Genomic DNA, 22,844 nt, shown 5'->3' with positions numbered 1-22,844 from the left:
GGTGAAGGGATCTGTGACCGGGTTCACCACACCAACTTCCGTACGCACAGCTGTTGTTGACGGGGAGTAACCGATTCCGCCCGTCGTTTGACCGATTGCGTCGGATGGTTCGATTCCGTTCCTTGTCGCGCGTGACTGCGGCCACAGATCACCCGTTGAACTCCTTACGAGCCGGGACCGCCCGGCGCACGTATCAAGTCCGACAAGTCCGAGGAGCCACCCGTGCCGCGCATGCTCGACGTCAGCCAGGACGTACGCGCCGAGATCGGCGACGAAGAAGCCGACCGGCTGCTCGCGGGCGAGAACGCCCCGGGCAGCTACGACTGCACCTCCTGCCGCACCCCGGGCGACTCCGAGCAGGAACGAACCAGCACCGTGCTGTTCGTCGGCGAGGAGACCGCCGTCCTCGCCTTCGCCCACGCCACCTGCATCCCCTCGCAGGTCGTCCAGGTCGCCGAGGACCAGCTGCAGGGCGCCGTCCGTTCCATCACCGGCGAAGAGCCGCAGATGCCCGGCACCGGTCCGGATCAGGCCGTGCTCGGCATCACCAGCGGTCTCGTGCTGATCCACGGCGAACTGCACCCCGCCCTGGTCGTCGAGCCGACCGCGCCCATCGCCCGCCCCGGCACCACCGGCAACGGCCGGGACGAGTTCCTCCCGCTCCTGATCGAGCAGGGCTTCGTGCCGATCTCCGACGCCAACCAGCTGCCCGGTCAACTGCCCGGCTGGTCCGTCCTGGTCGCCATGGGCCAGCTGCACGCCGTGCTCCAGCCCGGCACCGGCGGCGGCAGCCCGGTCGCCTGGTGGCAGGCCCATCAGCCCCTCCAGGTCACCGACGGCTGGCGGGCGGCCGCCAACAGGTCGCACAGGGTGCTCGTGTACGCCGCCCCGGTCGGCTCGATCGGCCAGCAGCCGCGCGAGGACCTGCTGCGCGAGGCGCTGGAGAAGGCCGCGGCCGGCGGCCGCCTGGTGGCCGCCGCGATGCCGCTCGCGGGCACCTGATGCTCCCCCGGAAGAATGCAGCCGGGCGCAGCCCGCATCCGTCCGACTGCGGGGTCGTTGCAGGTAACGTGCACTCATACGACCCCTCGCGCCAGCCGTACCAGAGTCAGATCCCCAACATGCGTCCTTCGCGGGATGCGACGGTCGGCTCCTCCCCGACGCCCATCTACGACGCGCTGTACTCCGAGTACCGCCGATCGTTCAGGGCGCTGCCGGGCGACCGCAGCGGCGAGGAGGATCTCGACTTCAAGGCCTTCGGCATGAGCTCGCACAGCAGATCCTCGGGGCAGCCGGGCCACCCCGGGACGGGCTGGCAGCCGTACCCGATGAGCCGTACGCACAGTGGCGTGCACCTGCCGGCCGCGCTGCCGCCCGGCCCCCGCAGAGGCCTGTGAAAGAAGCAAGGCACGCGACCGCATGACGCTGCCCCCGGACCGACGACCGGTCCGGGGGCAGCGTCATGCGCGTGCGGTCACTTCTTGCGGCCGCGCTTCTCACGCACCCGCACCGAGATATGCAGCGGCGTCCCCTCGAAACCGAACTCCTCACGCAGCCGGCGCTCGACGAAGCGGCGGTAGCCGTGCTCCAGGAAGCCGGAGGCGAAGAGCACGAACCGCGGCGGCTTGGTGCCCGCCTGGGTGCCGAAGAGGATGCGGGGCTGCTTGCCGCCGCGGATCGGATGCGGATGGGAGGCGACGATCTCGCCGAGGAAGGCGTTCAGCCGGCCCGTCGGGACACGGGTCTCCCAGCCTTCGAGAGCCGTCTCGATCGCCGGGACCAGCTTCTCCATGTGGCGGCCGGTACGGGCGGAGACATTGACCCGCGGGGCCCAGGCGATCTGGGCCAGCTCGGTCTCGATCTCGCGCTCGAGGTAGTAGCGGCGCTCTTCGTCGAGGGTGTCCCACTTGTTGTACGCGATCACCAGGGCGCGGCCCGCCTCGACGGCCATCGTGATGATCCGCTGGTCCTGGACGCTGATGGACTCGCTGGCGTCGATCAGGACGACCGCGACCTCCGCCTTCTCGACGGCGGCGGCGGTGCGCAGCGAGGCATAGTAGTCCGCGCCCTCCTGGAGGTGGACCCGGCGGCGGATGCCGGCCGTGTCGATGAACTTCCAGGTGACGCCGCCGAGTTGGATCAGCTCGTCGACCGGGTCGCGGGTGGTGCCGGCGATCTCGTTGACGACGACGCGGTCCTCGTTGGCCACCTTGTTCAGCAGCGAGGACTTGCCGACGTTCGGGCGGCCGATCAGGGCGATGCGGCGCGGGCCGCCGACAGCGTTGCCGAAGGTCTGGGCCGGGGCCTCGGGCAGCGCCTCGAGGACGGCGTCGAGCATGTCACCCGTACCGCGCCCGTGCAGGGACGAGACGGGGTGCGGCTGGCCCAGGCCGAGCGACCACAGGGCGGTGGCGTCCGCCTCGCCGCTCGGTCCGTCGACCTTGTTGGCGCAGAGCACGACGGGCTTGCCGGCCCGGCGCAGCAGCTTCACGACGGCCTCGTCGGTGTCGGTGGCGCCGACGGTCGAGTCCACGACGAAGACGACCGCGTCGGCGGCCTCGATGGCGTACTCGGCCTGGGCGGCGACGGAGGCGTCGATGCCGAGGACGTCCTGCTCCCAGCCGCCGGTGTCGACGACCTTGAAGCGGCGGCCCGCCCACTCGGCCTCGTAGGTGACGCGGTCGCGGGTGACGCCGGGCTTGTCCTCGACGACGGCCTCACGGCGGCCGATGATGCGGTTCACCAGGGTCGACTTGCCGACATTGGGGCGGCCGACGACGGCGAGGACGGGCAGCGGGCCGTGACCGGCCTCCTCGATCGCGCCTTCGACGTCCTCGAGGTCGAAGCCCTCGTCCGCGGCGAGCTCCATGAACTCCGCGTACTCGGCGTCGCCAAGCGCTCCGTGCTCGTGCTCGTCGCCGGAGTGGATCTGGTCGTTCATGAAGTGCGTACCTCGTTACGTTGCATCATCGATGGCGCCGCGATCGCGCGGTCCACTACTCAAGTCTTACCTAGCGCCCGGTGAGACGCTTGGCGTTTTCCAGGTGGGCGGTCAGCCGCTCCTGGATGCGTACGGTTGCGTCGTCCAGCGCCTTGCGCGTGCGACGGCCGCTGCGGTCGCCCGCCTCGAAGGCGTCGCCGAAGACGACGTCGACCCGGCTGCGCAGCGGCGGCAGCGCCCGTATCAACCGTCCACGGCGCTCGGTGCTTCCCAGCACCGCGACCGGGACGATCGGGGCGCCGGAACGCACGGCGAAGTACGCCAGACCGGCGCGCAGCGAGGCGAAGTCTCCCTCACCGCGGGTGCCCTCGGGAAAAATCCCCAGGACGCCGCCGCCCGCCAGCACGCCGAGCGCGTTGGTGATGGCGGTGCGGTCGGCGCTCGTACGGTCCACCTTCAGCTGACCGATTCCCAGCAGGAACGGGTCGAGCGGGCCGACGAACGCCTCCTTCTTGATCAGGAAGTGCACGGGCCGGGGCGCGGTGCCCATCAGCATCGGCCCGTCGATGTTGTGCGAGTGGTTCACGGCGAAGATGACCGGCCCGGCCGCCGGGACCCGCCAGGCGCCGAGCACCCGCGGCCGCCACAGCCCGTACATGAGCCCGATGCCGATGCCACGCCCGACCGCCGCGCCCCTCTCGGAGGGTACGGTCACCGCCCGCCCCGCTTCTCCGTGTTGTCGGTCGCGCTCCGCCTCGACTCCGCTCCGGCCGAGTGCTCCTCCACGAGGGTGACGACGCACTCGATGACCTGCTGCAGGGTCAGGTCGGTGGTGTCCACCTCGACGGCGTCGTCCGCCTTGGCGAGCGGAGACGTCTTACGGCTGGAGTCGGCCGCGTCCCGCTTGATCAGGGCTTCCCTGGTGGCCGCGATGTCTGAGCCCTTCAGCTCCCCGCTGCGGCGGGCGGCGCGGGCCTCGGGCGATGCGGTAAGGAAGATCTTCAGGTCCGCGTCCGGCAGGACCGTCGTGCCGATGTCGCGCCCCTCGACGACGATGCCCTTCTCGGCGGCCGATGCGATGGAGCGCTGCAGCTCGGTGATCCGGGCACGTACCTCGGGCACGGCGCTGACCGCGCTGACCTTGGAGCTGACCTCCTGGGTACGGATGGGGCCCGCGGCGTCCAGGCCGTCGACGGTGATCGTCGGGGCGACGGGGTCGGTGCCGGAGACTATGGCGGGCTTGCCGGCGGCGGTCGCGATCGCGGCGGGGTCCTGGACGTCGACGCCGTTGGTGATCATCCACCAGGTGATCGCCCGGTACTGGGCACCGGTGTCCAGATAGCTGAGCCCCAGCGCGGCGGCGACAGCCTTGGACGTGCTCGACTTGCCCGTGCCGGCGGGGCCGTCGATGGCGACGATCACGGATTCCACGGTGTCGGACACCTTCCTGGTACGCGGAGAGGGCAGGCGGAATTGCCGATGGGCCCCGAACAAGGTTACCGATTACTCGGGCCCGCCCTTACACACGGACGGCGGCACCGGTTCACCCGGGCGCAGCGGTCGCAAAACTGGGGCTTCGCGCCAGACCCCAGTCCTCGAACGCCGGACGGGCCGAATTGCGGCCCGCCGGGTGTCACTGCCGGATCGACCAGCCCCGTTCGCGCAGGGATGCCGTCAGGACCGTCGCCGCCGTGGGTTCCACCATCAGCTGGACCAGGCCAGCCTGCTGGCCCGTCGCGTGTTCGATGCGGACGTCCTCGATGTTCACGCCCGCGCGGCCCGCGTCCGCGAAGATCCGGGCCAGCTCGCCGGGCTGGTCGCTGATCAGGACCGCCACGATCTCGTACGACGCCGGCGCCGCGCCGTGCTTGCCCGGGACCCGGGCCCGGCCCGCGTTGCCGCGGAGCAGGACGTCCTCGATGCCCTCGACCCCGTTCTGGCGCTTGGACTCGTCGGAGGACTGCAGCGCCCGCAGCGCCTGGACCGTCTCGTCCAGGTCCGCCGCCACCCCGGCCAGCACGTCGGCCACCGGGCCCGGGTTCGCGGAAAGAATCTCGACCCACATCCGGGGGTCGGACGCCGCGATCCTGGTGACGTCGCGAATGCCCTGGCCACAGAGCCGTACCGCCGTGTCGTCCGCGTCCTCCAGCCGCGCCGCGACCATCGAGGAGATCAACTGCGGGGTGTGGGAGACGAGCGCCACCGCCCGGTCGTGCGCGTCGGCGTCCATGACCACCGGGACGGCCCGGCAGAGCGCCACCAGCTCCAGGGCGAGGTTGAGGACCTCGGTGTCGGTGTCGCGTGTGGGTGTCAGCACCCACGGGCGGCCCTCGAAGAGGTCCGCGGTCGCCGCCAGCGGGCCCGAGCGTTCCTTGCCCGACATCGGATGCGTGCCGATGTACCCGCTCAGGTCGAGACCCAGCGCCTCCAGCTCGCGCCGCGGGCCGCCCTTGACGCTCGCCACGTCGAGGTAGCCGCGGGCGATCCCCGCGCGCATCGCGTCGGCGAGCGCGGTGGCGACGTGCGCGGGCGGTACGGCGACGATCACGAGGTCGACCCGGCCCTCCGGCGCCTCGTCGGTGCCCGCGCCGAGCGCGGCGGCGGTACGGGCCCGCTCCGGGTCGTGGTCCACGAGGTGAACGGCCACTCCGCGCCCCGCCAGGGCGAGGGCCGCCGACGTGCCGATCAGGCCGGTACCGATGACGACGGCGGTTCTCACTGGGCGATGTCCTTGCGCAGGGCGGCCGCGGCACCGAGGTACACGTGCGCGATCTTCGATTTGGGGAGGTCGGACTCGACATGGGCGAGTATCCGTACGACGCGCGGCATGGCCCCGACGATGTCCAGCTCCTGGGCACAGATCAGCGGTACGTCGACAATGCCGAGCTTGCGCGCCGCGGCCGCAGGGAAGTCGCTGTGCAGATCGGGCGTCGCGGTGAACCAGACGCTGATCAGGTCGTCCGTGGTGAGTGCATTGCGCTCCAGGATGGCGGTGAGCAGCTCGCTGACCTGCTCGTCCATGTGCCCGGACTCGTCCCGTTCCAGCTGGACGGCTCCACGGACCGCTCGTACCGCCACGTCATGCTCCTTTATGTGCGAGTGCTGCATTCAGCGTAGTCAGGCCCCGGAGCCGACGGCCGCGGCGACCGCCCTCCGAGACGAAGCGCGGGGCCGCCTGCCCCCGCTCCCCAGCGGGTCGGCCTTGCGCTACAACTGGCGACATGCTCTTTCATGTCGTTCCCGTGGACGAATGGACTGCGGATGTGGACCGTCCGTACGCCCCCGCTTCCCTGGCCACCGAGGGCTTTGTGCACTGCTCGCCCGACGAGCCGGCCGCACTCGCCATCGCCGACGGCCTCTACCGGGACGTGCCGGACCTGCTGGTTCTCCGGATAGACGAATCCGGGCTCGGTGCCGAGGTCCGCTGGGAGGGTTCCGCCGACATGCTCTTCCCGCATGTGTACGGGCCGATCGAGCGGGCGGCCGTCACCGGAGTGCTCACGGTGCGCCGGGACATGGACGGCCACGCGCGGGAGCTCACGCCCTGGGCGTGAAGCAGCGTATGACTGGACGCGGCGCTGCGGGTGCAGTTGCATGGAGGGTCTGAGCATGCCCAACCCACCGGGGAAGGCCGCCCATGAAGCCGTCAGGACCGCTGTTCACACTGCTGGCCGGGCTGTTGCTGGGCATTTTCATGCTCTCGCTCAACGCCACGTCGGGGACGAAGGCCCGTTCCTCGTACGACGGGACCACCGCGACACCTACGCCGACGGGCCCTGCGTCCACACCCACCGCGACGCCCGCCCCGAGCACGGCGCCGCCCGCGTCCCCCTCGCCCACGCCGACCCCGGCGCCCGACTCCGACTACGCGGGCCGTACGGCCGACGACACCGCCGCCGTCTCCGTATCCGTACGCGACGGAAAAGCGATCGGGTACTTCTGTGACGGCAGCAGCCAGGAGTCCTGGCTGAAGGGCGATGTCAAGGACGACGGCAGCATGCGGTTGACCGGCGAGCACGGCGCCCGGCTCGACGGCGTTCTGCGCGCCGGGAAGATCGACGGTACGGTCGAAATCCGGGACCGGACCTGGCAGTTCAGCGCCGCCAGGGCGGTCGGGCCGTCCGGCCTGTATCGCGCGACCGCCGAGGTGCGCGGCGCGAAGATCGACGGCGGCTGGATCGTTCTGCAGAACGGCCGCCAGGTCGGCATCCTCAACCGCGACGGCAAGCCCGCCGCCGCGCCCCGGATCGACCCCGCATCCGGCGCCGTCGTGGTGGACGGTACCCGGCTCACCGCCCGCCCCGTCGTCCCCTGAGGTGCGTCATGAGCTTCGGCCCCGTGGACCCCAACGCCCGCACCGCCTCCTACCCCGCGCCGCCGGGCGGCCATACCCGCCCGAGCGCCGCGCGCTTCCTCGTCCCCGCCCTGGTGGCCGCCGCGGTCGCGGTCGGACTCGGGGCGTACGGAAGGGTGCACGACCCCGCGGGCACGGCCTTCAACCTCGCCGGCTTCAGCAGCACCGGCGCGGTCAAGTCCTGGCTGGGCTCGGCCGCCTTTCTCTTCGCCCTCGTACAGCTCGTCTCGGCGCTTGCGATGTACGGGCGGCTGCCGGGCGTGCGCGCCGCTTCCTGGACCCCGGCTCTGCACCGCTGGTCGGGCCGGGTCGCGTTCCTGCTGGCGGTGCCCGTGGCGGTCCACTGCCTGTACGCACTGGGCTATCAGACGTACAGCACGCGCGTGATGTGGCACTCGCTGCTCGGTTGCTTCTTCTTCGGTGCATTCAGCGCCAAGATGCTCCTGCTGCGAACGGAACGGCTGCCTGGCTGGCTGCTGCCGGTCGTCGGCGGAGCCGCCTTCACGGCGCTCACGGTGATCTGGCTGACCTCGGCGCTGTGGTTCTTCCGCACGGTGGGGGTCACGACGTAAGGAGACAGCCATGGAAGCGCGGCGACGGACGGTGCTTGCGGCGGGCGCTGCGGGTACCGCCGCACTGGTGGCCGGCTGCAGTAAGTACGGGGACGGTAGCGGCGACGCGGCGTCGAAGACGCCGACCACGCAGCCTGCCACACCCAGCGGCGAGCCGAGCGGCACCGCGGCAGCGTCGCCGCCCGCCGGTGAGGTGCTCGCCAAGACCTCCGACATCCCGGTGGACGGCGGCAAGGTCTTCGACGCCCAGAAGGTCGTGGTGACCCAGCCGGAGTCGGGAGAGTTCAAGGCCTTCTCCGCGATCTGCACCCACCTGGGCTGCACCGTCAAGACGATCGCTGACGGCATCATCAACTGCCCCTGTCACGGCAGCAAGTACCGAATCACGGACGGCTCGGTGGCGGGCGGCCCCGCACCGAAGCCACTGCCGCCGAAGCAGATCACCGTCTCCGGGGACACCATCCTGCTCACCTAGACCCCTTGCGTATTCTCTCGCGCATGACCTCGGCGGACCTGGTGCGCGACCACACGATCTACTCCTGCGTGATGGGTTCGCGCGCCTTCGGACTCGCCACGGACGGCAGTGACACGGACCGCCGTGGGGTCTTCCTCGCGCCCACGCCCCTGTTCTGGCGCTTCGAGAAGCCTCCGACCCATCTGGAGGGGCCGGCCGACGAGCAGTTCAGCTGGGAGCTGGAGCGGTTCTGCGAACTGGCGCTGCGCGCGAATCCCAATGTCCTGGAGTGTCTGCACTCACCGCTCGTCGAGCGCATCGACGACACCGGCCGCGAACTGCTCTCGCTGCGCGGCGCGTTCCTGTCCCGCCATGCCCACCAGACGTTCATGCGCTATGCGGAGGGCCAGCGACGCAAGCTGGAGTCGGACGTGCGCCTGCACGGGGCGCCGCGCTGGAAGCACGCGATGCATCTGCTGCGGCTGCTCGGCAGCGGACGCGATCTGCTGCGTACGGGCGAGCTGGTGATCGACGTCGGCGCGGACCGGGAGCGGCTGCTCGCGGTCAAGCGCGGCGAAGTGCCGTGGCAGCGGGTCGAGGAGTGGATGACCCGTCTCACCGCCGAGGCCGACGCGGTCGCGCCGGGCTCCCCGCTGCCGCCCGAGCCCGACAGGGCACGGGTCGAGGACTTCCTCTTCCGCATCCGCCGGGTGTCAGCGCTCCAGTCGTATGCGGACGACGAAGTCGCGCAGCGCGTCGTAGACGGTGGGCTCGTCGGGTAGCCGCGTGGCCTTGCGAGCCTCGTCGAGTACGGCGAGCAGCGCTTCGACGTCGGCGCGCGCCTCTTCCAGGTCGACCCCGGATGCGGGGCCGTGTTCGGCGGCGGCCTTGGCCGCGATCAGTTCGGGCAGCTGAGCCGGGGCGTCGACCTTCCCGAGCAGCGTGGGCAGATGGGCCTGCACCTCGCCGCTGCGCATCAGATGGATGCCGGTGAGCAGCGCGCGGAAGGTGTACAGGAGCGGCTTCAGCTCCCTGGTCTTCTCGAAGAGCCGCCACTGGGTGTTCGCGAATCCCCGGTAGTGGTGGGCGTGATGGCCGGTGAGCACGCCGGGGGCGAGCGCCACCAGCTCCGCGTGCGCGTCCGATGTGTGCACCACGAGCGGCGAGAGCAGCTGCTCCAGCACATAGCCGTTGCGCCGCAGCATCAGCCGTACGAACTTCCGCACGTCGTGCGTGACCAGATCCATCTCGACGCCGTCCCGGTCCCACATCCGGGACCGGGTCTCGTCCGGCTCGCGCAGCCCCAGCAGTTCCTCGACCGGCAGCAGATGGACACCGCGCAGATCCACGTCCGAGTCCCGGGACGGAAATCCGTACAGATGCGCCCCGGAGACGGTGGCGAAGAGCAGCGGGGCGCTCTGTTCGGCGACGACGAGCCCGAGCTCCATGCCCAGCGGATCGGCCGGCAGATCAGCCTGCGGGTGAGCCTGCGGATCGGCCGGCGGATCAGTCAGTGCCTCAGTCTGTGCGTCAGTCATGGATCAAGAGTCCCAGAGCGCGCCGAGCGACATCAGATCGCTGCGGTACTCAATCCGCTCCGACCACTCCTTGGGCCATGCCCCCGCGCCCAGATGTGCCCCCGCGAACGCGCCCGCAAGGCAGGCTATGGAGTCCGAGTCACCCTTCGTGCAGGCGGCCCGGCGCAGTGCCATCACCGGCTCCTCGGGGAAGAGCAGGAAGCACAGCAGCGCGGTGGCGAGTGCTTCCTCGGCGATCCAGCCGTCGCCCGTGGCCAGGCACGGGTCCGTCTCCGGGTTCGCCGTGCGCAGTGCCTTCGCGAGCCGTTCCAGGGTCTGCAGGCAGTCGTCCCAGCCGCGGGCCATGAAGGCCTCGGGCGTCGGGTCGTGCGAGTAGGTCCACAGATTGCCGAGCCAGCGCTCGTAGTACCGGCTGCGGTTCTCGTACGCGTACGAGCGCAGCTGGCCAACCAGCCCCATCGGCTCAGCGCCCTGCGCGAGCAGGTGGACAGCGCGGGCCGTCAGGTCGCTCGCCGCGAGCGCCGTCGGGTGGCCGTGGGTGAGCGCGGACTGCAACTGCGCCGCGCCCGCACGCTGTTCCTCGCTCAGCCCCGGTACGAGTCCCACGGGCGCGACCCGCATATTGGCGCCGCAGCCCTTGGAGCCGATCTGGCTGGCCTCCTGCCAAGGCCGGTCGCTGTCGAGTTTCTGGCAGGCGACCATGCAGGTGCGGCCGGGGGCACGGTTGTTGTCCGGGGAGTGGTACCAGTCGACGAACTCCTCGCGCACCGGCCTCGTCAGCCGGGAGGCGACCAGCAGCCCGCGGTCCATCGCGGTGCGGATGCCGCGCGCCAGGGCGAGCGTCATCTGGGTGTCGTCCGTGACGATCGCGGGCCGGGGAAGGTCCATCTCCCGCCAGGGCCCGCATTTGGCGAGGATCTGCGGTACGTCGTTGAACTCGGTGGGGAAGCCGAGCGCGTCCCCGAGCGCAAGCCCGATCAGCGAGCCGGTGGCCGCTTGTTTGGTGATGGTCCTCGTCGTCCTGATGGCGGTCATGGCTGCCGTCCTTCCCGTCGCAGGAGTGGCGGGTGCAGGGCCGATGCGGCCCCCGCCCGATAGAGCGCGGCCGGTTTCCCGCGGCCGCCGGTGCGGCGCGGCGGACCCTCGACCTGCTCGACGAAGCCGGGCGTGGCGAGGACTTTGCGCCGGAAGTTGGGGCGGTCGATCTCGACGCCCCAGACCGTCTCGTACACCTGCTGGAGCTCGCCGAGCGTGAACTCGGGCGGGCAGAAGCTGGTGGCGAGGCAGGTGTACTCGAGCTTGGCGCCGATCCGCTCGTGCGCGTCGGCGAGGATCCGGTCGTGGTCGAAGGCGAGCCCGGGCGCGTCCCTCAGTGCCATCCACTGGGCGTGCGCCGCGTCCCCGCCGCCGCGCGGCTCCGGCAGATCCGGCAGCAGCGCGGTGTACGCGACGGACACGACCCGCATCCTCGGGTCGCGGTCGGGGTCGCTGTAGGTCCGCAGCTGTTCCAGATGGAGGTCGGCGATGGTCTTCTGCGACAGGCCGGTCTCCTCGGCCAGTTCACGGCGCGCGGCGATCCCGGCGGACTCCCTGGGGCGTACGAAGCCGCCGGGCAGCGCCCAGGCGCCCTTGTAGGGCTCTTCCCCGCGCCGAACGAGCAGGACGTGCAGCCGTGCCTCGCGGACAGTGAAGACGGCGAGGTCGACGGTGACCGCGAAGGGCGGGAAGGCGCCCGGGTCGTAGCCCTCCATCACCGCTTCTCCGGAATGAGGGTCCCCCCACGCCCGCAGGGCGCAGGGAGAGGGTCGGCGAGGTCCCAGCCCTCGTCGATGAGGGCGTCCACCGCGGCGACGGCGGTGGCGAGCCGCTGCTCGTGCGGTCCGGTGAGCGTGCCGAACCTGCGCCCGGTGCGGGTGAGTTCGCCCCTGAAGCGACCGGTCATCCAGGGCCGCAGCTCCTCGCCGTCGCGCAGCCCGTCGTCCTCGAAGTCCACGCCCTCGTGGTCGGTGAGCAGCCACAGATGGTGGGTGACTTGGTCGGCAATCTCCTCCACCCGGGGATTGCGGCCGCCGAGGTACCGCTCGTGCCAGACGGCGGTGGCGAACGAGTCGGTGTCGCAGAAGAGCACGGGCGAGCCGTTGGCGGCGGCCCGGTTCTCCCTGCGGTTCTGCCGCTCGGCGATAACGGGGAACTCGTCGGAGGTGAACTCGACGTCCTCCCACTGGCTTTCCGGCCACTTCTCGCGCAGGGCGGCCAGCTTCTCCTCGCTGTAGTCCCGGCCGTACTCGGGCACCCATTGCGTGCTCGACCAGACTCCGCCGCGCCGCTGGTAGTGCTCGGCGAGCGCACGGGCCATGGTGGTGGTGCCGGTGGACTCGGCCCCGAGCACGACGACCCGGCGGGCGAGCCAGGCCCGTACGGGCCGCTCCAGGTAGTCCCAGCAGCCGACCGGGTCCTTGCGGACGGCGGTCCCGGATACCGGGAAGAGCGAGCGGTCCGCGTCCACGCAGACATGCTCGGCGCCGAAGCGCCGGGCGAGTTCGTCCCCGTACGGCTCGGAGGTGAACACGGCGTCCACAGCGTCCGGGACGGCCGCCCGGAAGATCGCCATGTGCGCGTCCCAGACGGCCGGGTCGGTGAGGTCCACCGGCACGTCGTCAACGGCCCCGACGACCCGCACGTCCTGGTGGACCTCCTCCATCCAGCGGACGCGTTCGCGCAGCGGGATCGACTCCACCGAGGCGGCGCAGACCAGGACGGTCAGCTTCTCGCAGCGGTCCTTGGCCGTCCGTACGAGATGGTGGTGCCCCGCGTGCGGCGGATAGAACTTGCCGAGCACCAGCCCGTGCCGATAGCGCTTCATGCCTGCACCGCCGCCAAGTCCCGCTGTTCCGCCGCCAGATCGCGCGACCAGCTGCGCAGCCCGATGACGCAGAGGGTCATGAAGCCGGCGTACAGCAGCGAGGTGAGGTAGAGCTCCTTGTACGCGTAGAGCGGGATGTAGACGACGTCGGCCGCGATCCACAGCCACCAGGACTCAAGGCGCTTGCGGCACTGCCCGTACGTCGCCGTCAGCGACAGGGCGGTGGTGAGCGCGTCCCAGAAGGGGACGCTCGAGTCGGTATTGCGGTCGAGGAGGAGCGTCAGTCCGAGGGTCCCCACCACCCCCGCCGCGAGCAGCCAGGTCCATTCGGTGCGCGTGGTGCGCCGCACCGGGAGGCCGTCGGGACCTGGTCCACCCCCGTGGGTCCAGGTCCACCAGCCGTACACGGCGAGGGCGATGAAGACGACTTGCAGGCCCGCGTCCGCATACAGGCCGGTCTGGGTGAAGAGCAGTATGAAGAACAGGTTGTTGGCAATGCCGATCGGCCAGTTGGCGATGTGCTGACGGGCGACGAGCCAGACGCAGAGTGCGCCGCTGCCGAAACCGAGGACCTCGGTCCAGCTCACCGGGGTGTCGAGAACGGTGAACAGCGGCTGCTGCATGGGGCCGAGGATGTCCGAGAGACTCACGCCCGCCTCCTTAATAGTCATGTTGACTATAAAGGCGAACGGGCCCGGTCCACAAGATGCGAGAAGCCCGCGGCCGAAGGTGACCGCGGGCTTTCTGCGAGAGGGGTGGTGCGTGAAGTGGTGCGACTACAGGCCGACTTCCTTCATCAGCATGCCGACCTCCGTGTTGGTCAGGCGGCGCAGCCAGCCGGACTTCTGATCGCCGAGCGCGATCGGCCCGAAGGAGGTGCGTACGAGCTTGTCGACCGGGAAGCCCGCCTCGGCGAGCATCCGGCGCACGATGTGCTTGCGGCCCTCGTGCAGGGTCACTTCGACGAGATAGTTCTTGCCGGTGTTCTCGACGACCCGGAAGTGGTCGGCACGTGCGTAGCCGTCGTCGAGCTGGATGCCGTCCTTGAGCCGCTTGCCCAGCTCGCGCGGGAGCGGGCCCTGGATCGCGGCAAGGTAGGTCTTCTTCACGCCGTACTTGGGGTGGGTCAGCCGGTGGGCCAGCTCGCCGTGGTTGGTGAGCAGGATGATGCCCTCGGTCTCGGTGTCGAGCCGGCCGACGTGGAAGAGGCGGGTCTCGCGGTTGGTGACGTAGTCGCCGAGGCACTGGCGGCCGTCCGGGTCCTCCATCGTGGATACGACACCGGCGGGCTTGTTCAGCGCGAAGAAGAGATGCGACTGGGTGGCGACGGTCAGCCCGTCGACCTTGATCTCGTCCTTGTCGGGGTCCACGCGCAGCCCCTGCTCGACGACGATCTTGCCGTTGACCTCGACGCGGGCCTGGTCGATCAGCTCCTCACAGGCGCGGCGCGAGCCCATGCCGGCCCTGGCCAGCACCTTCTGCAGCCGCTCGCCCTCCTGCTCGGCGCCGGGGAAGGTCTTGGGAGTCTTGACCTGCGGCTTGTCGGCATACCGGTCCCGGTTGCGCTGCTCGATCTTGGCGTCGAGCTCACGAGGCCGGGACGGCGCGCCGCGCCGGGCCCCCTGGGGCTTCTGCGCAGGCTTCGGGCCCCCCTTGGCACCGCCGCGCGCGGCCGCGCCACGTCCCTTGCGGGGTCCACCCTCCTCGGCGGAACCGCCCACGTCGTAGCGGCGCTCCTCGGGACGGGGGCGGCGGGGGCGCTGCCCCTGCTGGTCGTCGCGCCCCTTGCCGCCGGTGCCCCGGGAGTCCCGGTTCCCGCCGGCTCCCCGGGAGTCCCGGTTGCCGCTTCCGCTGTTCCTGCCGCTGCTTCGCATCAAAATTCCGTCTTGTCGTCTGCGTCGGTGTCCGGTGCGTCCGGATCGAACGACGGCACACCCTCTTGCGTCTCGGCCTCGATCGCCTCCGCCTCGGGAAGGAAGGGCGCGAGCTCCGGGAGCTCGTCCAGGCCACGCAGGCCCATCCGCTCCAGAAAGTAGTTCGTCGTCCTGTACAGGATCGCACCTGTTTCAGGTTCCGCGCCCGCCTCCTCGACCAGACCGCGCTGGAGGAGGGTGCGCATGACGCCGTCGCAGTTCACTCCGCGTACGGCGGAGACGCGCGAACGGCTGACCGGCTGGCGGTAGGCGACCACCGCGAGGGTCTCCAGGGCGGCTTGGGTGAGGCGGGCCTGCTGCCCGTCGAGTACGAAGCGCTCCACGGCGTCGGCGTGCTCGGCGCGCGAGTAGAATCGCCAGCCGCCCGCGACGAGCCGCAGCTCGAAGCCGCGGCCCTGAACCGTGTACTCGTCCGCCAGCTCCCGCAGCGCGTCGGCGACAGCCCGGCGCGGCTGCTCCAGGACCTTGGCGAGGTGCTCCTCGGTGGCCGGCTCGTCGACGACCATGAGGACCGCTTCGAGCGCGGGCTTGAGCTCACTCACTCGTTCCCCTCCTCCTGGCTCTCGCGAACCTCTTGATCGAATTCGTCGGTGACGGTGGCGCCCTGTTCGCCGCCGGTCCACTTGACCAGGAGCTCGCCCAGGGCGTCCTCCTGGTCGAGGGCGACGGCCTTCTCGCGGTAGAGCTCCAGGAGGGCGAGGAAGCGGGCGACAACGGTGAGTGTGTCACCGGCGCCCTCGACGAGCTCCCGGAAGGTGGCCTGCCCCCGCTCCCGCAGCAGCGCCACGACGACCTCGGCCTGCTCGCGGACGCTGACGAGGGGCGCGTGGATGTGGTCCACGTACACCTGCGGCTTGGGCTTGGGCTGCATGGCCTTGACGGCGAGCTTGGCGAGGCCCTCGGCGCCGATGCTGATGACGACCTCGGGCAGCAGCTCGGCGTGCTGGGGCTCGAGCCCGACGGTACGGGGATACCGCTTGCCCTCTTCCTCCAGCCGCGCGCTGAAGATCTCGGCGATCTGCTTGTACGCGCGGTACTGGAGCAGCCGCGCGAAGAGCAGGTCCCGGGCTTCGAGCAGCGCGAGGTCCGCCTCGTCCTCCACCTCGGCTGAGGGGAGCAGCCGCGCGGCCTTGAGGTCGAGCAGGGTGGCGGCGACGACGAGGAACTCGGTGGTCTGATCGAGATCCCAGTCGTTGCCCATGGCGCGGATGTGCTGCATGAATTCATCGGTGACCTTGGAGAGGGCAACCTCGGTCACATCGAGCTTGTGCTTGGCGATGAGCTGCAGCAGCAGATCGAAGGGCCCTTCAAAGTTGGCAAGCCGAACTTTGAACCGCCCGTCGTCGACGACGTCGCCCTCGCGAGCGGTGGCGGGCTCGGCCGCGTCTTGGGCGGCCGCCTCAGGCCCGCGTTCGTGCCCGCCCGCCGGGTGCCCGGCGGGCACCTCCGGGGCGCCGGAGGCCGCACGTTGGCCGCCGCGAGGGTCTGGGGGCTCGCCCCCCGCGTACTCGGCGGCAGCGCCGGCCGCGCGGCCGGCTGCCGCATCCTCGGCGGCCGTCTCAGGCTCGCCCCTCGCGGTCCCGCCGACGACCTCCGGCGCCGCGGCCTCAGGCTCGGCCGCCGTGACTGATGCCCCGGCCGACTCGGCTGCCGCCGCCTGACCGACGGCGGACGCCTCGGCGGGCGCCTCAGGCCCGCGATCGGGCTCTCCCGCCGGGCGGCCAGCCGGCGCCTCCGGCGCGCCGGAGGCTGCGCCTTGGCCGCCGTCCGGAAGCGGGCGGCCGGGCTCTGGGGGCTCGCCCCCAGAGCCGGGAACAGGCCGCGCAGGCGAAGCCGGACCGCCCCGGTCCGTGCCCGGGCCGCGTCCCAGTGAGCGGCGGGGCGAGCGAGAGGTCCCCCCGGCCGAAGGCTGGGGGTCGGCGGATTCGTCGGTCGGGGGCATCGCGGTCCAGGAGCGGAAGGGGCAAGCAGGGGGCAGCGCGCAGGCTACCGTCAGCGCCCGCGCAGACGTCGTACGAGAATGCTCGCGTCGCCCCGCTGCTCAAGATCCGCCAGCACCACCGCCACCGCCTCGCGCACGATCCGCCCGCGGTCCACGGCCAGCCCGTGCTCGCCGCGCAGCACCAGCCGCGCATGCTCGAGGTCCATCAGTTCCTCGGCCGAGACATAGACGGTGATCTTCTCGTCGTGCCGTTCGCGGCCGCTGGGGCGGCGGTTCGCACCACGCCCCCGGCGACGCGCCTGCCCGCCCTGCGGCGCGGCGGCAGGCGCCGCCGCGGACGCATCCTGCGGACGCCGCCCCTTCGCCCCGCCCGACGGCGACGCATCCTCAGGTTCCCGGGCCCGCCCCTCCGCCGAGGAATCCGGCTCCGCAGCGGAGTGCTCCTCCGAAGAGGGGGCCGACGGCGACGGCTCGGCCGCCGCCTCCCCCACCGGATCGCTCTCCCCCGCCGGTGCAGGCACCCGCGGCTCGCCGTTGGCCTTGCGGCGCTGGGACGCAGGAGAGGAAGCCTGCAGCGCCATGCCCCCGGTCGTACGGAACAGCTCGTCGGCCCCGGGCAGACTCACTCGGCGTGACACCGGGCGAGCACCTCCCTGGCGAGCTGGCGGTACGCGGCCGCGCCGACCGAGTTCGATGCGTACGTGGTGATCGGCTCACCGGCGACCGTCGTCTCCGGGAAGCGCACCGTCCGCCCGATCACCGTGTGGTAGACGTGATCGTCGAAGGCCTCGACCACCCGCGCCAGCACCTCGCGGCTGTGCACCGTCCGGGAGTCGTACATCGTGGCGAGGATGCCGTCGAGCTCCAGGTCGGGGTTGAGCCGCTCCTGGACCTTCTCGATCGTCTCCGTCAGCAGTGCGACACCGCGCAGCGCGAAGAACTCGCATTCGAGCGGCACGATCACCTTGTGCGCGGCGGTCAGCGCGTTCACCGTGAGCAGACCCAGCGAGGGCTGACAGTCGATCACGATGTAGTCGTAGTCGGACAGCAGCGGCTTCAGCGCGCGCTGAAGCGTCGACTCGCGCGCGACCTCGCTCACCAACTGGACTTCCGCGGCCGAGAGATCGATATTGCTCGGCAGCAGGTCCATATTGGGCACCGCGGTCTTCAGCAGCACCTCGTCCGCCGACATGCCCCGCTCCATGAGCAGGTTGTAGACGGTGAGGTCCAGCTCCATCGGGTTGACGCCGAGGCCGACCGACAGGGCTCCCTGCGGGTCGAAGTCGACGAGCAGTACACGCCGTCCGTACTCGGCGAGCGCGGCACCCAGGTTGATGGTCGACGTCGTCTTGCCGACGCCACCCTTCTGGTTGCACATCGCGATGATCTTCGCGGGACCGTGAGAGGTCAGCGGGCCCGGGATCGGGAAGTACGGCAGCGGCCGCCCGGTGGGGCCGATCCGCTCGCGGCGCTGACGCGCGGCGTCAGGGGCGAGGGTGGCTGCGTACTCGGGATCGGGCTCGTACTCGGCATCGGGGTCGTAGAAGTGCCCTTCGGGGACTTCCTCGTAGGCGGCGAAGTGGGTGGACTCTCGGCCACTCTCGTTGCCGGCCATGGCGTTCACGTGTTGGCCGTCCATCATCTTCATCGTGTGGGCTGACGTCATGTGCGTCGTGTGCTGGTGCGTCTCGAAGGTTCGGACAGCGACGGAGCCGACAGCCTCGCGCCCGGGCTGTTCCCTTGACGGGACCTGGCCCCGCGCAGGCATTCCTGGTTGACCACCCCCGGGAGAAAATGTCGACTCATTCACAAGTCGTCTTACCTCCTTGGACGTGACCAGGACTTTATCGATAGGTCAGCGTGGCATCATGCCGACGGTTGGCGACTCTATGGCGTGTCACCGGTCCGCAGCAACACAATCCACCGGACCCGGCCCGATGTGTCGGCAACCGAACACCCTTCTGTCAAGGGTGCTCAGTGGTCCCGGCGTGACCTGGCTCTCTGGTTTCGAGGGTGCGCGAAACGGTTAAAGGGTTACGTTCGAGGCGAGTTGATCGAGCGGCGCAAAGCGGTCGGATATACGTGCGGCCGGACCTTGCGCCACAAGGTCCGGCCGTTGGGGTGATGTTGACGATGCGCGTTGACCGTCAGCCGAGGAGCGCGCTCAGTTCGACGCTCTGCAGGCCGTGCGCCTCGGCGACCGGACCGTAAACGACCTGGCCGTCATGGGTGTTGAGACCCTTGGCGAGCGCGGGGTCACGGCGCAGCGCCTCGACCCATCCGCGGTTGGCGAGCTCCACGATGTACGGCAGCGTCGCGTTGGTGAGCGCATAGGTGGAGGTGTGGGGCACCGCGCCCGGCATGTTGGCGACGCAGTAGAAGACCGAGTTGTGGACCATGAAGGTCGGCTCGGCGTGGGTGGTCGGACGCGAGCCCTCGAAGCAGCCACCCTGGTCGATTGCAATGTCGACAAGTACACTTCCGGGCTTCATCTTGGCGACGAGCTCGTTGGTGACCAGCTTCGGGGCCTTGGCGCCCGGGATGAGAACCGCACCGACGACGAGGTCCGCCTCGACGACCGCCGCCTCCAGCTCGTAGGCGTTGGAGACGATCGTCTGGACCCGGGTGCCGAAGATCTTGTCGGCCTCACGCAGCTTGTTGATGTCCCTGTCGAGCAGCGTGACGTGGAAGCCCATGCCGACCGCGATCTGCACGGCGCTCCAGCCGGAGACGCCGCCGCCGATGACGACGGCCTTACCGGCGTGCGTGCCGGGGACGCCGCCGGGCAGGACGCCACGGCCGCCGGCCGAGCGCATCAGGTGGTAGGCGCCGACCTGCGGGGCCAGCCGGCCCGCGACCTCGGACATCGGGGCGAGCAGCGGCAGCGCGCGGTTCGCGGTCTCCACCGTCTCGTACGCGATGGCGGTGGTGCCGGACTCCAGCAGCGCGTCCGTGCACTCGCGGGAGGCGGCGAGGTGCAGGTAGGTGAAGAGCGTCTGGTCCTTGCGGAGGCGGTGGTACTCCTCGGCGATGGGCTCCTTGACCTTCAGCAGCAGGTCCGCGGTGGCCCAGACCTCGTCGGCGGTGGGCAGGATCTGCGCACCGGCGGCGATGAACTCTTCATCCGTGATCGAGGAGCCGACACCGGCGTTCTGCTCGATGAAGACCTGGTGGCCGTGGCGCACGAGCTCGTGCACACCGGCGGGGGTGATCGCCACCCGGAACTCGTTGTTCTTGACCTCGCGGGGGATGCCGACCTTCACGTCGATCACGGTCCTTGGCTCAGGGGATACAGGGGCATTTCCATACATACCCGGATACGCACGACGCACCGGATGGCACCACGAGAACACGTGGCAGAGCCAGTCTAATGAAGGACTTCGCGCTGTCTAGCCTTACAAAGCATTAATCTTTCGCCGATGCACTACGGATTTCGTAGGCGGAACCCTTCTCTCCGAGCAGTCTTTCCGCGGTGGCGCGGTGCATCCGAGCGGCCGCCGGGTCACCCAGCCGGTCGAGGGTGTCGGCCAGCCTGAGCTGCAGCGCTGCCTGCAGCCGCACGTCCCCGGCCTGCCGCGCCCACTCCACCGCCTCCTGGCAGGTGTGCAAGGAATCCTCCGGCCGGCCCGCGTACTCCTGTACCCGAGCCGCCTCGCTCAAGGCTCGTGCCTGGGACGGGAGATCGCCGATTCTGCGGTAGCCGGCCACGGCCGCCCGCCAGCTGCGCAGAGCCTCGCCGTACCGGCCCGCGTACGTGTGCGCGGCGCCCAGCCGCCCGTACAGCCGTGCCTCGTCCGCCCGCTCGCCGCGCGCCTGGCGCAGGGCGAGCGCCCGCCCGTACCAGTCGGCGGCCCGCTGCCAGTCCCCCAGCTCCTGGTAGGCACCGCCTACGGATTCCATCGCGCGGCCCGTCGCGTACTGATCGTTCGCGGCCCGCCCGGCGTCCAGCGCCGCCCGGTAGCGGGCCAGCGCATCCTCGGTACGGCCGGTCCGGGCGTCCAGATCCGCGAGATTGAGCAGTGCCGCGGCCTGTTCGCGGTGCAGCCCCCGGCGCTCTGCCACGCCGAGCACCAACTGGTGCAGCCCATAGAGCTCGGGGGCCGCCGCCTCGTTGCCGCGGTGCGCGACCAATGCCTTGACCAGCGCGGCGATCAGCCGTCGGGCCAGGGTGTCCAGATCGCCGTCCGCCACGGCGAGGCGGGCGGCTGCCAGCAGCGCGGGCTGCCGCACACGCAGCCACTCGGCGGCAGCCTGCGGGCCGGAAAACCGCAGCGCTCGCGGCAGCCCGGCCAGCTTCTTGCGGGCCGGGGAGCCGTCCGGCTCGGTGACGGCGCGGCAGGACTGCAGCTGTCGTACGGCCCGCTCCAGCATCCGCGCCCTGGCCAGCTGCACCTCGGCCGGCCGGTCCTGCGTCTCCATCAGAGCCCGCAGCAGCGGTGCGAGGCAGGCCGGGACCTCGTAGTGAACATGGCCGGCGCGCACCAGGCCGAGGGCCGTGACGTCGTCCAGCGCCTCCCGCGCGGCGGCGATCGAGCAGCCGGCCAGCGCGGACGCGGTGTGCAGGTCGGCGAGCCCGCCGGGGGCGAGGGCCAGCAGTCGCAGTATCCGGGCGGACTGCTGCGGCAGGGACTCGTAGACCAGCCGGAAGGCCCGGGCCAGCGGCCTGGCGCTGCTGGGCTGCTCACCGTCGTCCGGCAGCGCGCGCAGCCGCTTGGCCGCATCGGCGACCGACGCCTTGGGCCGGGCCGCGAGCCAGCCGCCGACCAGGACCAGGGCGGCGGGCTGCCCGCCGCACTCCTCGGCGATGGTCTCGGCGGCCTGCGGGTCCACGGTGATCCGCACCGATCCGGCGAAGGTGCCGAGCAGTTCGATCGCGGACTTGGCGTCCATCCCGCCCAGCGTGCAGGGCCGTACGTCAGGGATGCCGGTCAGCGGGCCTTCGGCGACGGCCACGGCCAGGCAGTCGGGGTTGTCCGGCAGCAGCGGGTCGACCTGTTCGGCGTCCCGGGCGTCGTCGAGGAGCAGCAGCATCCGGCGTACGGCGAGCGCCTCGCGCACCCTCTCGGTCAGCTCGTCCTCGCCCTCGCCGGGCGGCGCTGCGATGCCGAGGGCGTCCAGCAGTTCGCGGGCGGTCTCCTCGGTGGGCACCCGCCGTCCGCCCGGCTCGGTCAGCCGGGCGCGCAGCACCCCGTCCGGGTATTCGTCGGCCAGCCGCCCCGCCAGTACCTCCGCGAGGGCGGTGCGCCCCGATCCGGGTCGCCCCGCGATCAGCAGCACCCGGGCGCGGGGCGCCTTGCGTCCCGCGAGAGTGTCCAGTCCGGCTCGTTCGATGTCGGCCCGCAGGGACTTCAACTCCCGCTGCCGTCCGAAGAATTTGTCCCGAAAAGCCGAGGCCCGGCCGTCCCCGTCCACTGCCTGATCCGCCACGGGCCACGCTCCCGTCCAGTCCGCGCACGAGCCGAGCCCGCAGGGACTCCGCACGGGCGTTCCGAGCGTAGTTCACGCTCTGCAACGATCCGTGCGGAGCGTGCCGGAAGCATCCCCCGATCGGATCAGCAGATCGTCGGACCGGCTGACCGTCGGGCCTAGAAGCCGACGGTCAGGCGTCGAAGGGGCGGGCCGGCCAGGGTGCCTCGGCCGGCCGCAGCGCGTCCAAGCCGTCGCCCGCGAGTGCGGCGGTGGCCGCGAGGGCGCCCACGACGAGGCAGTTGTTGTGCAGATCTCCGGCGAGCGCACCCCGTATCAGCTCATCGAGCGAAACGCGCGCGAGCTCCATGTCGGCCTCCTCCTCGGAGACCTCGAAGCGCTCACCCTCGGCCTCCGACAGATCACGGGCGAGGAAGATCCGTACGGCCTCGTCGCAGCCGCCCGGTGTGGGGTAGACGTCGACCAGCACCCGCCAGTCCTCGGCCTTGACGTGCGCCTCCTCGTAGAGCTCGCGCTGCGCGGCGTGCAGCGGGTTCTCTCCGGGGACGTCGAGCAGGCCGGCCGGGATCTCCCAGAGCTTGTGGCGCACGGGGTGGCGGTACTGGCGCAGCACGAGGACGCGGCCCTCGTCGTCGAGGGCGAGTACCGCGACCGAGCCGGGGTGGACCTGGTAGTCGCGCCGGGCCACCCTGCCGTCGGGCATGACCACATCATCCGTGCGGACACTCGTCTTGTTGCCCCGGAACGGCGTAGCGGTCGCGGTGACCTGCCACTCCTCGGGCGTGTCCTTGATGGCCATGAAAACGTCCTCCCAAGAGC

At 70.9% G+C, this 22,844-nt stretch carries 25 protein-coding genes; 7 read left to right on the top strand and 18 right to left on the bottom strand.

Going from position 1 to position 22,844, the window contains the following annotated elements:
* The first annotated feature begins 222 nt into the window (after positions 1 to 222).
* Positions 223 to 1,002: a hypothetical protein gene (locus OG729_RS31175; RefSeq protein ID WP_360881453.1), complete on the top strand. Its 780-nt coding sequence runs from the start codon at positions 223 to 225 to the stop codon at positions 1,000 to 1,002.
* A gap of 119 nt (positions 1,003 to 1,121) precedes the next feature.
* A complete protein-coding gene (locus tag OG729_RS31170) occupies positions 1,122 to 1,397 on the top strand; it encodes a hypothetical protein (RefSeq protein WP_405809224.1) in 276 nt (91 codons plus the stop codon).
* Positions 1,398 to 1,474: 77 nt separating this feature from the next.
* Here OG729_RS31170 and der read toward each other — a convergent pair whose 3' ends face one another.
* The 5 genes from der to aroH all read right to left on the bottom strand — a co-directional run bounded on the left by der (position 1,475) and on the right by aroH (position 6,019).
* Positions 1,475 to 2,941 (bottom strand): ribosome biogenesis GTPase Der, encoded by a 1,467-nt coding sequence (der, locus tag OG729_RS31165; protein WP_405809223.1) that lies wholly within the window; start codon positions 2,939 to 2,941, stop codon positions 1,475 to 1,477.
* A 70-nt stretch (positions 2,942 to 3,011) separates the two neighbouring features.
* Positions 3,012 to 3,599, bottom strand: coding sequence for a lysophospholipid acyltransferase family protein (locus OG729_RS31160; protein ID WP_405811350.1), 588 nt, complete (start codon positions 3,597 to 3,599; stop codon positions 3,012 to 3,014).
* A 53-nt stretch (positions 3,600 to 3,652) separates the two neighbouring features.
* Positions 3,653 to 4,384: a (d)CMP kinase gene (gene cmk / locus OG729_RS31155; RefSeq protein WP_405809221.1), complete on the bottom strand. Its 732-nt coding sequence runs from the start codon at positions 4,382 to 4,384 to the stop codon at positions 3,653 to 3,655.
* A gap of 190 nt (positions 4,385 to 4,574) precedes the next feature.
* Positions 4,575 to 5,660 carry a prephenate dehydrogenase gene (locus tag OG729_RS31150; RefSeq protein ID WP_360881446.1) on the bottom strand — a complete coding sequence of 362 codons (1,086 nt, stop codon included), beginning with the start codon at positions 5,658 to 5,660 and terminating at the stop codon, positions 4,575 to 4,577.
* Positions 5,657 to 6,019 carry a chorismate mutase gene (gene aroH, locus OG729_RS31145; protein ID WP_360881444.1) on the bottom strand — a complete coding sequence of 121 codons (363 nt, stop codon included), beginning with the start codon at positions 6,017 to 6,019 and terminating at the stop codon, positions 5,657 to 5,659. The genes OG729_RS31150 and aroH overlap by 4 nt, the downstream gene beginning before the upstream one ends.
* A 143-nt stretch (positions 6,020 to 6,162) precedes the next feature.
* Between aroH and OG729_RS31140 the strand changes: the two genes are divergently transcribed.
* The 5 genes from OG729_RS31140 (at position 6,163) to OG729_RS31120 (ending at position 9,103) form a co-directional block, all read left to right on the top strand.
* Entirely contained in the window at positions 6,163 to 6,495 is a 333-nt protein-coding gene (locus tag OG729_RS31140; protein ID WP_405809218.1) for a DUF952 domain-containing protein, read from the top strand.
* An 83-nt stretch (positions 6,496 to 6,578) separates the two neighbouring features.
* Positions 6,579 to 7,256 (top strand): hypothetical protein, encoded by a 678-nt coding sequence (locus tag OG729_RS31135; protein ID WP_405809216.1) that lies wholly within the window; start codon positions 6,579 to 6,581, stop codon positions 7,254 to 7,256.
* An 8-nt stretch (positions 7,257 to 7,264) separates the two neighbouring features.
* On the top strand, positions 7,265 to 7,867 hold the full coding sequence (locus OG729_RS31130) for a DUF6529 family protein (RefSeq protein WP_405809215.1): 603 nt from the start codon (positions 7,265 to 7,267) through the stop codon (positions 7,865 to 7,867).
* Positions 7,868 to 7,877: 10 nt separating this feature from the next.
* Complete coding sequence (locus OG729_RS31125) at positions 7,878 to 8,342, top strand: Rieske (2Fe-2S) protein (protein ID WP_405809213.1); 465 nt, start codon at positions 7,878 to 7,880, stop codon at positions 8,340 to 8,342.
* A 23-nt stretch (positions 8,343 to 8,365) separates the two neighbouring features.
* Complete coding sequence (locus OG729_RS31120) at positions 8,366 to 9,103, top strand: DNA polymerase beta superfamily protein (protein WP_405809212.1); 738 nt, start codon at positions 8,366 to 8,368, stop codon at positions 9,101 to 9,103.
* Here OG729_RS31120 and OG729_RS31115 read toward each other — a convergent pair.
* From OG729_RS31115 to OG729_RS31055, 13 genes are all read right to left on the bottom strand, one after another.
* Positions 9,035 to 9,769 (bottom strand): DNA polymerase beta superfamily protein, encoded by a 735-nt coding sequence (locus tag OG729_RS31115; protein ID WP_405811348.1) that lies wholly within the window; start codon positions 9,767 to 9,769, stop codon positions 9,035 to 9,037. The genes OG729_RS31120 and OG729_RS31115 overlap by 69 nt on opposite strands.
* A gap of 93 nt (positions 9,770 to 9,862) precedes the next feature.
* A complete protein-coding gene (locus tag OG729_RS31110) occupies positions 9,863 to 10,894 on the bottom strand; it encodes an ADP-ribosylglycohydrolase family protein (RefSeq protein WP_405809210.1) in 1,032 nt (343 codons plus the stop codon).
* Positions 10,891 to 11,610, bottom strand: coding sequence for an NUDIX domain-containing protein (locus OG729_RS31105; protein WP_360881432.1), 720 nt, complete (start codon positions 11,608 to 11,610; stop codon positions 10,891 to 10,893). Before OG729_RS31105 ends, OG729_RS31110 begins: the two co-directional genes overlap by 4 nt.
* A complete protein-coding gene (locus OG729_RS31100; protein ID WP_405809208.1) occupies positions 11,610 to 12,722 on the bottom strand; it encodes an AAA family ATPase in 1,113 nt (370 codons plus the stop codon). Before OG729_RS31100 ends, OG729_RS31105 begins: the two co-directional genes overlap by 1 nt.
* Positions 12,719 to 13,372 (bottom strand): nicotinamide riboside transporter PnuC, encoded by a 654-nt coding sequence (gene pnuC, locus OG729_RS31095; protein ID WP_405809206.1) that lies wholly within the window; start codon positions 13,370 to 13,372, stop codon positions 12,719 to 12,721. The genes OG729_RS31100 and pnuC overlap by 4 nt, the downstream gene beginning before the upstream one ends.
* A 126-nt stretch (positions 13,373 to 13,498) precedes the next feature.
* Positions 13,499 to 14,596: a pseudouridine synthase gene (locus tag OG729_RS31090; RefSeq protein WP_360881426.1), complete on the bottom strand. Its 1,098-nt coding sequence runs from the start codon at positions 14,594 to 14,596 to the stop codon at positions 13,499 to 13,501.
* A complete protein-coding gene (gene scpB / locus OG729_RS31085) occupies positions 14,596 to 15,198 on the bottom strand; it encodes an SMC-Scp complex subunit ScpB (RefSeq protein WP_404727272.1) in 603 nt (200 codons plus the stop codon). The genes OG729_RS31090 and scpB overlap by 1 nt, the downstream gene beginning before the upstream one ends.
* Positions 15,195 to 16,598: a segregation/condensation protein A gene (locus OG729_RS31080; protein WP_405809204.1), complete on the bottom strand. Its 1,404-nt coding sequence runs from the start codon at positions 16,596 to 16,598 to the stop codon at positions 15,195 to 15,197. The genes scpB and OG729_RS31080 overlap by 4 nt, the downstream gene beginning before the upstream one ends.
* Positions 16,599 to 16,648: 50 nt before the next feature.
* Positions 16,649 to 17,224, bottom strand: a complete 576-nt coding sequence (locus OG729_RS31075; protein WP_360881513.1) for a hypothetical protein — start codon at positions 17,222 to 17,224, stop codon at positions 16,649 to 16,651.
* Positions 17,221 to 18,366, bottom strand: coding sequence for a ParA family protein (locus OG729_RS31070; RefSeq protein ID WP_360881422.1), 1,146 nt, complete (start codon positions 18,364 to 18,366; stop codon positions 17,221 to 17,223). The genes OG729_RS31075 and OG729_RS31070 overlap by 4 nt, the downstream gene beginning before the upstream one ends.
* 379 nt (positions 18,367 to 18,745) lie before the next feature.
* Positions 18,746 to 19,861 carry an alanine dehydrogenase gene (gene ald / locus OG729_RS31065; RefSeq protein WP_405811346.1) on the bottom strand — a complete coding sequence of 372 codons (1,116 nt, stop codon included), beginning with the start codon at positions 19,859 to 19,861 and terminating at the stop codon, positions 18,746 to 18,748.
* A 142-nt stretch (positions 19,862 to 20,003) separates the two neighbouring features.
* Positions 20,004 to 22,025 (bottom strand): tetratricopeptide repeat protein, encoded by a 2,022-nt coding sequence (locus OG729_RS31060; RefSeq protein WP_405809202.1) that lies wholly within the window; start codon positions 22,023 to 22,025, stop codon positions 20,004 to 20,006.
* A 172-nt stretch (positions 22,026 to 22,197) separates the two neighbouring features.
* Positions 22,198 to 22,824 (bottom strand): NUDIX hydrolase, encoded by a 627-nt coding sequence (locus OG729_RS31055; protein WP_360881418.1) that lies wholly within the window; start codon positions 22,822 to 22,824, stop codon positions 22,198 to 22,200.
* Positions 22,825 to 22,844 lie beyond the last annotated feature (20 nt).

Source organism: Streptomyces sp. NBC_00210, from assembly GCF_045160975.1.
Classification (GTDB): Bacteria; Actinomycetota; Actinomycetes; order Streptomycetales; family Streptomycetaceae; genus Streptomyces.
This window is presented reverse-complemented; position numbering and strand designations above follow the sequence as displayed.

Coding starts and splice junctions, on each gene's coding strand:
- OG729_RS31160 (WP_405811350.1), bottom strand. CDS start 3,599: ATGTACGGGCTGTGGCGGCCGCGGGTGCTCGGCGCCTGGCGGGTCCCG.
- OG729_RS31120 (WP_405809212.1), top strand. CDS start 8,366: ATGACCTCGGCGGACCTGGTGCGCGACCACACGATCTACTCCTGCGTG.
- OG729_RS31080 (WP_405809204.1), bottom strand. CDS start 16,598: ATGCCCCCGACCGACGAATCCGCCGACCCCCAGCCTTCGGCCGGGGGG.
- OG729_RS31140 (WP_405809218.1), top strand. CDS start 6,163: ATGCTCTTTCATGTCGTTCCCGTGGACGAATGGACTGCGGATGTGGAC.
- OG729_RS31170 (WP_405809224.1), top strand. CDS start 1,122: ATGCGTCCTTCGCGGGATGCGACGGTCGGCTCCTCCCCGACGCCCATC.
- OG729_RS31105 (WP_360881432.1), bottom strand. CDS start 11,610: ATGGAGGGCTACGACCCGGGCGCCTTCCCGCCCTTCGCGGTCACCGTC.
- OG729_RS31090 (WP_360881426.1), bottom strand. CDS start 14,596: ATGCGAAGCAGCGGCAGGAACAGCGGAAGCGGCAACCGGGACTCCCGG.
- der (WP_405809223.1), bottom strand. CDS start 2,941: ATGAACGACCAGATCCACTCCGGCGACGAGCACGAGCACGGAGCGCTT.
- OG729_RS31110 (WP_405809210.1), bottom strand. CDS start 10,894: ATGACCGCCATCAGGACGACGAGGACCATCACCAAACAAGCGGCCACC.
- OG729_RS31135 (WP_405809216.1), top strand. CDS start 6,579: ATGAAGCCGTCAGGACCGCTGTTCACACTGCTGGCCGGGCTGTTGCTG.
- OG729_RS31100 (WP_405809208.1), bottom strand. CDS start 12,722: ATGAAGCGCTATCGGCACGGGCTGGTGCTCGGCAAGTTCTATCCGCCG.
- OG729_RS31055 (WP_360881418.1), bottom strand. CDS start 22,824: ATGGCCATCAAGGACACGCCCGAGGAGTGGCAGGTCACCGCGACCGCT.
- OG729_RS31130 (WP_405809215.1), top strand. CDS start 7,265: ATGAGCTTCGGCCCCGTGGACCCCAACGCCCGCACCGCCTCCTACCCC.
- OG729_RS31115 (WP_405811348.1), bottom strand. CDS start 9,769: ATGGAGCTCGGGCTCGTCGTCGCCGAACAGAGCGCCCCGCTGCTCTTC.
- OG729_RS31070 (WP_360881422.1), bottom strand. CDS start 18,366: ATGCCTGCGCGGGGCCAGGTCCCGTCAAGGGAACAGCCCGGGCGCGAG.
- OG729_RS31125 (WP_405809213.1), top strand. CDS start 7,878: ATGGAAGCGCGGCGACGGACGGTGCTTGCGGCGGGCGCTGCGGGTACC.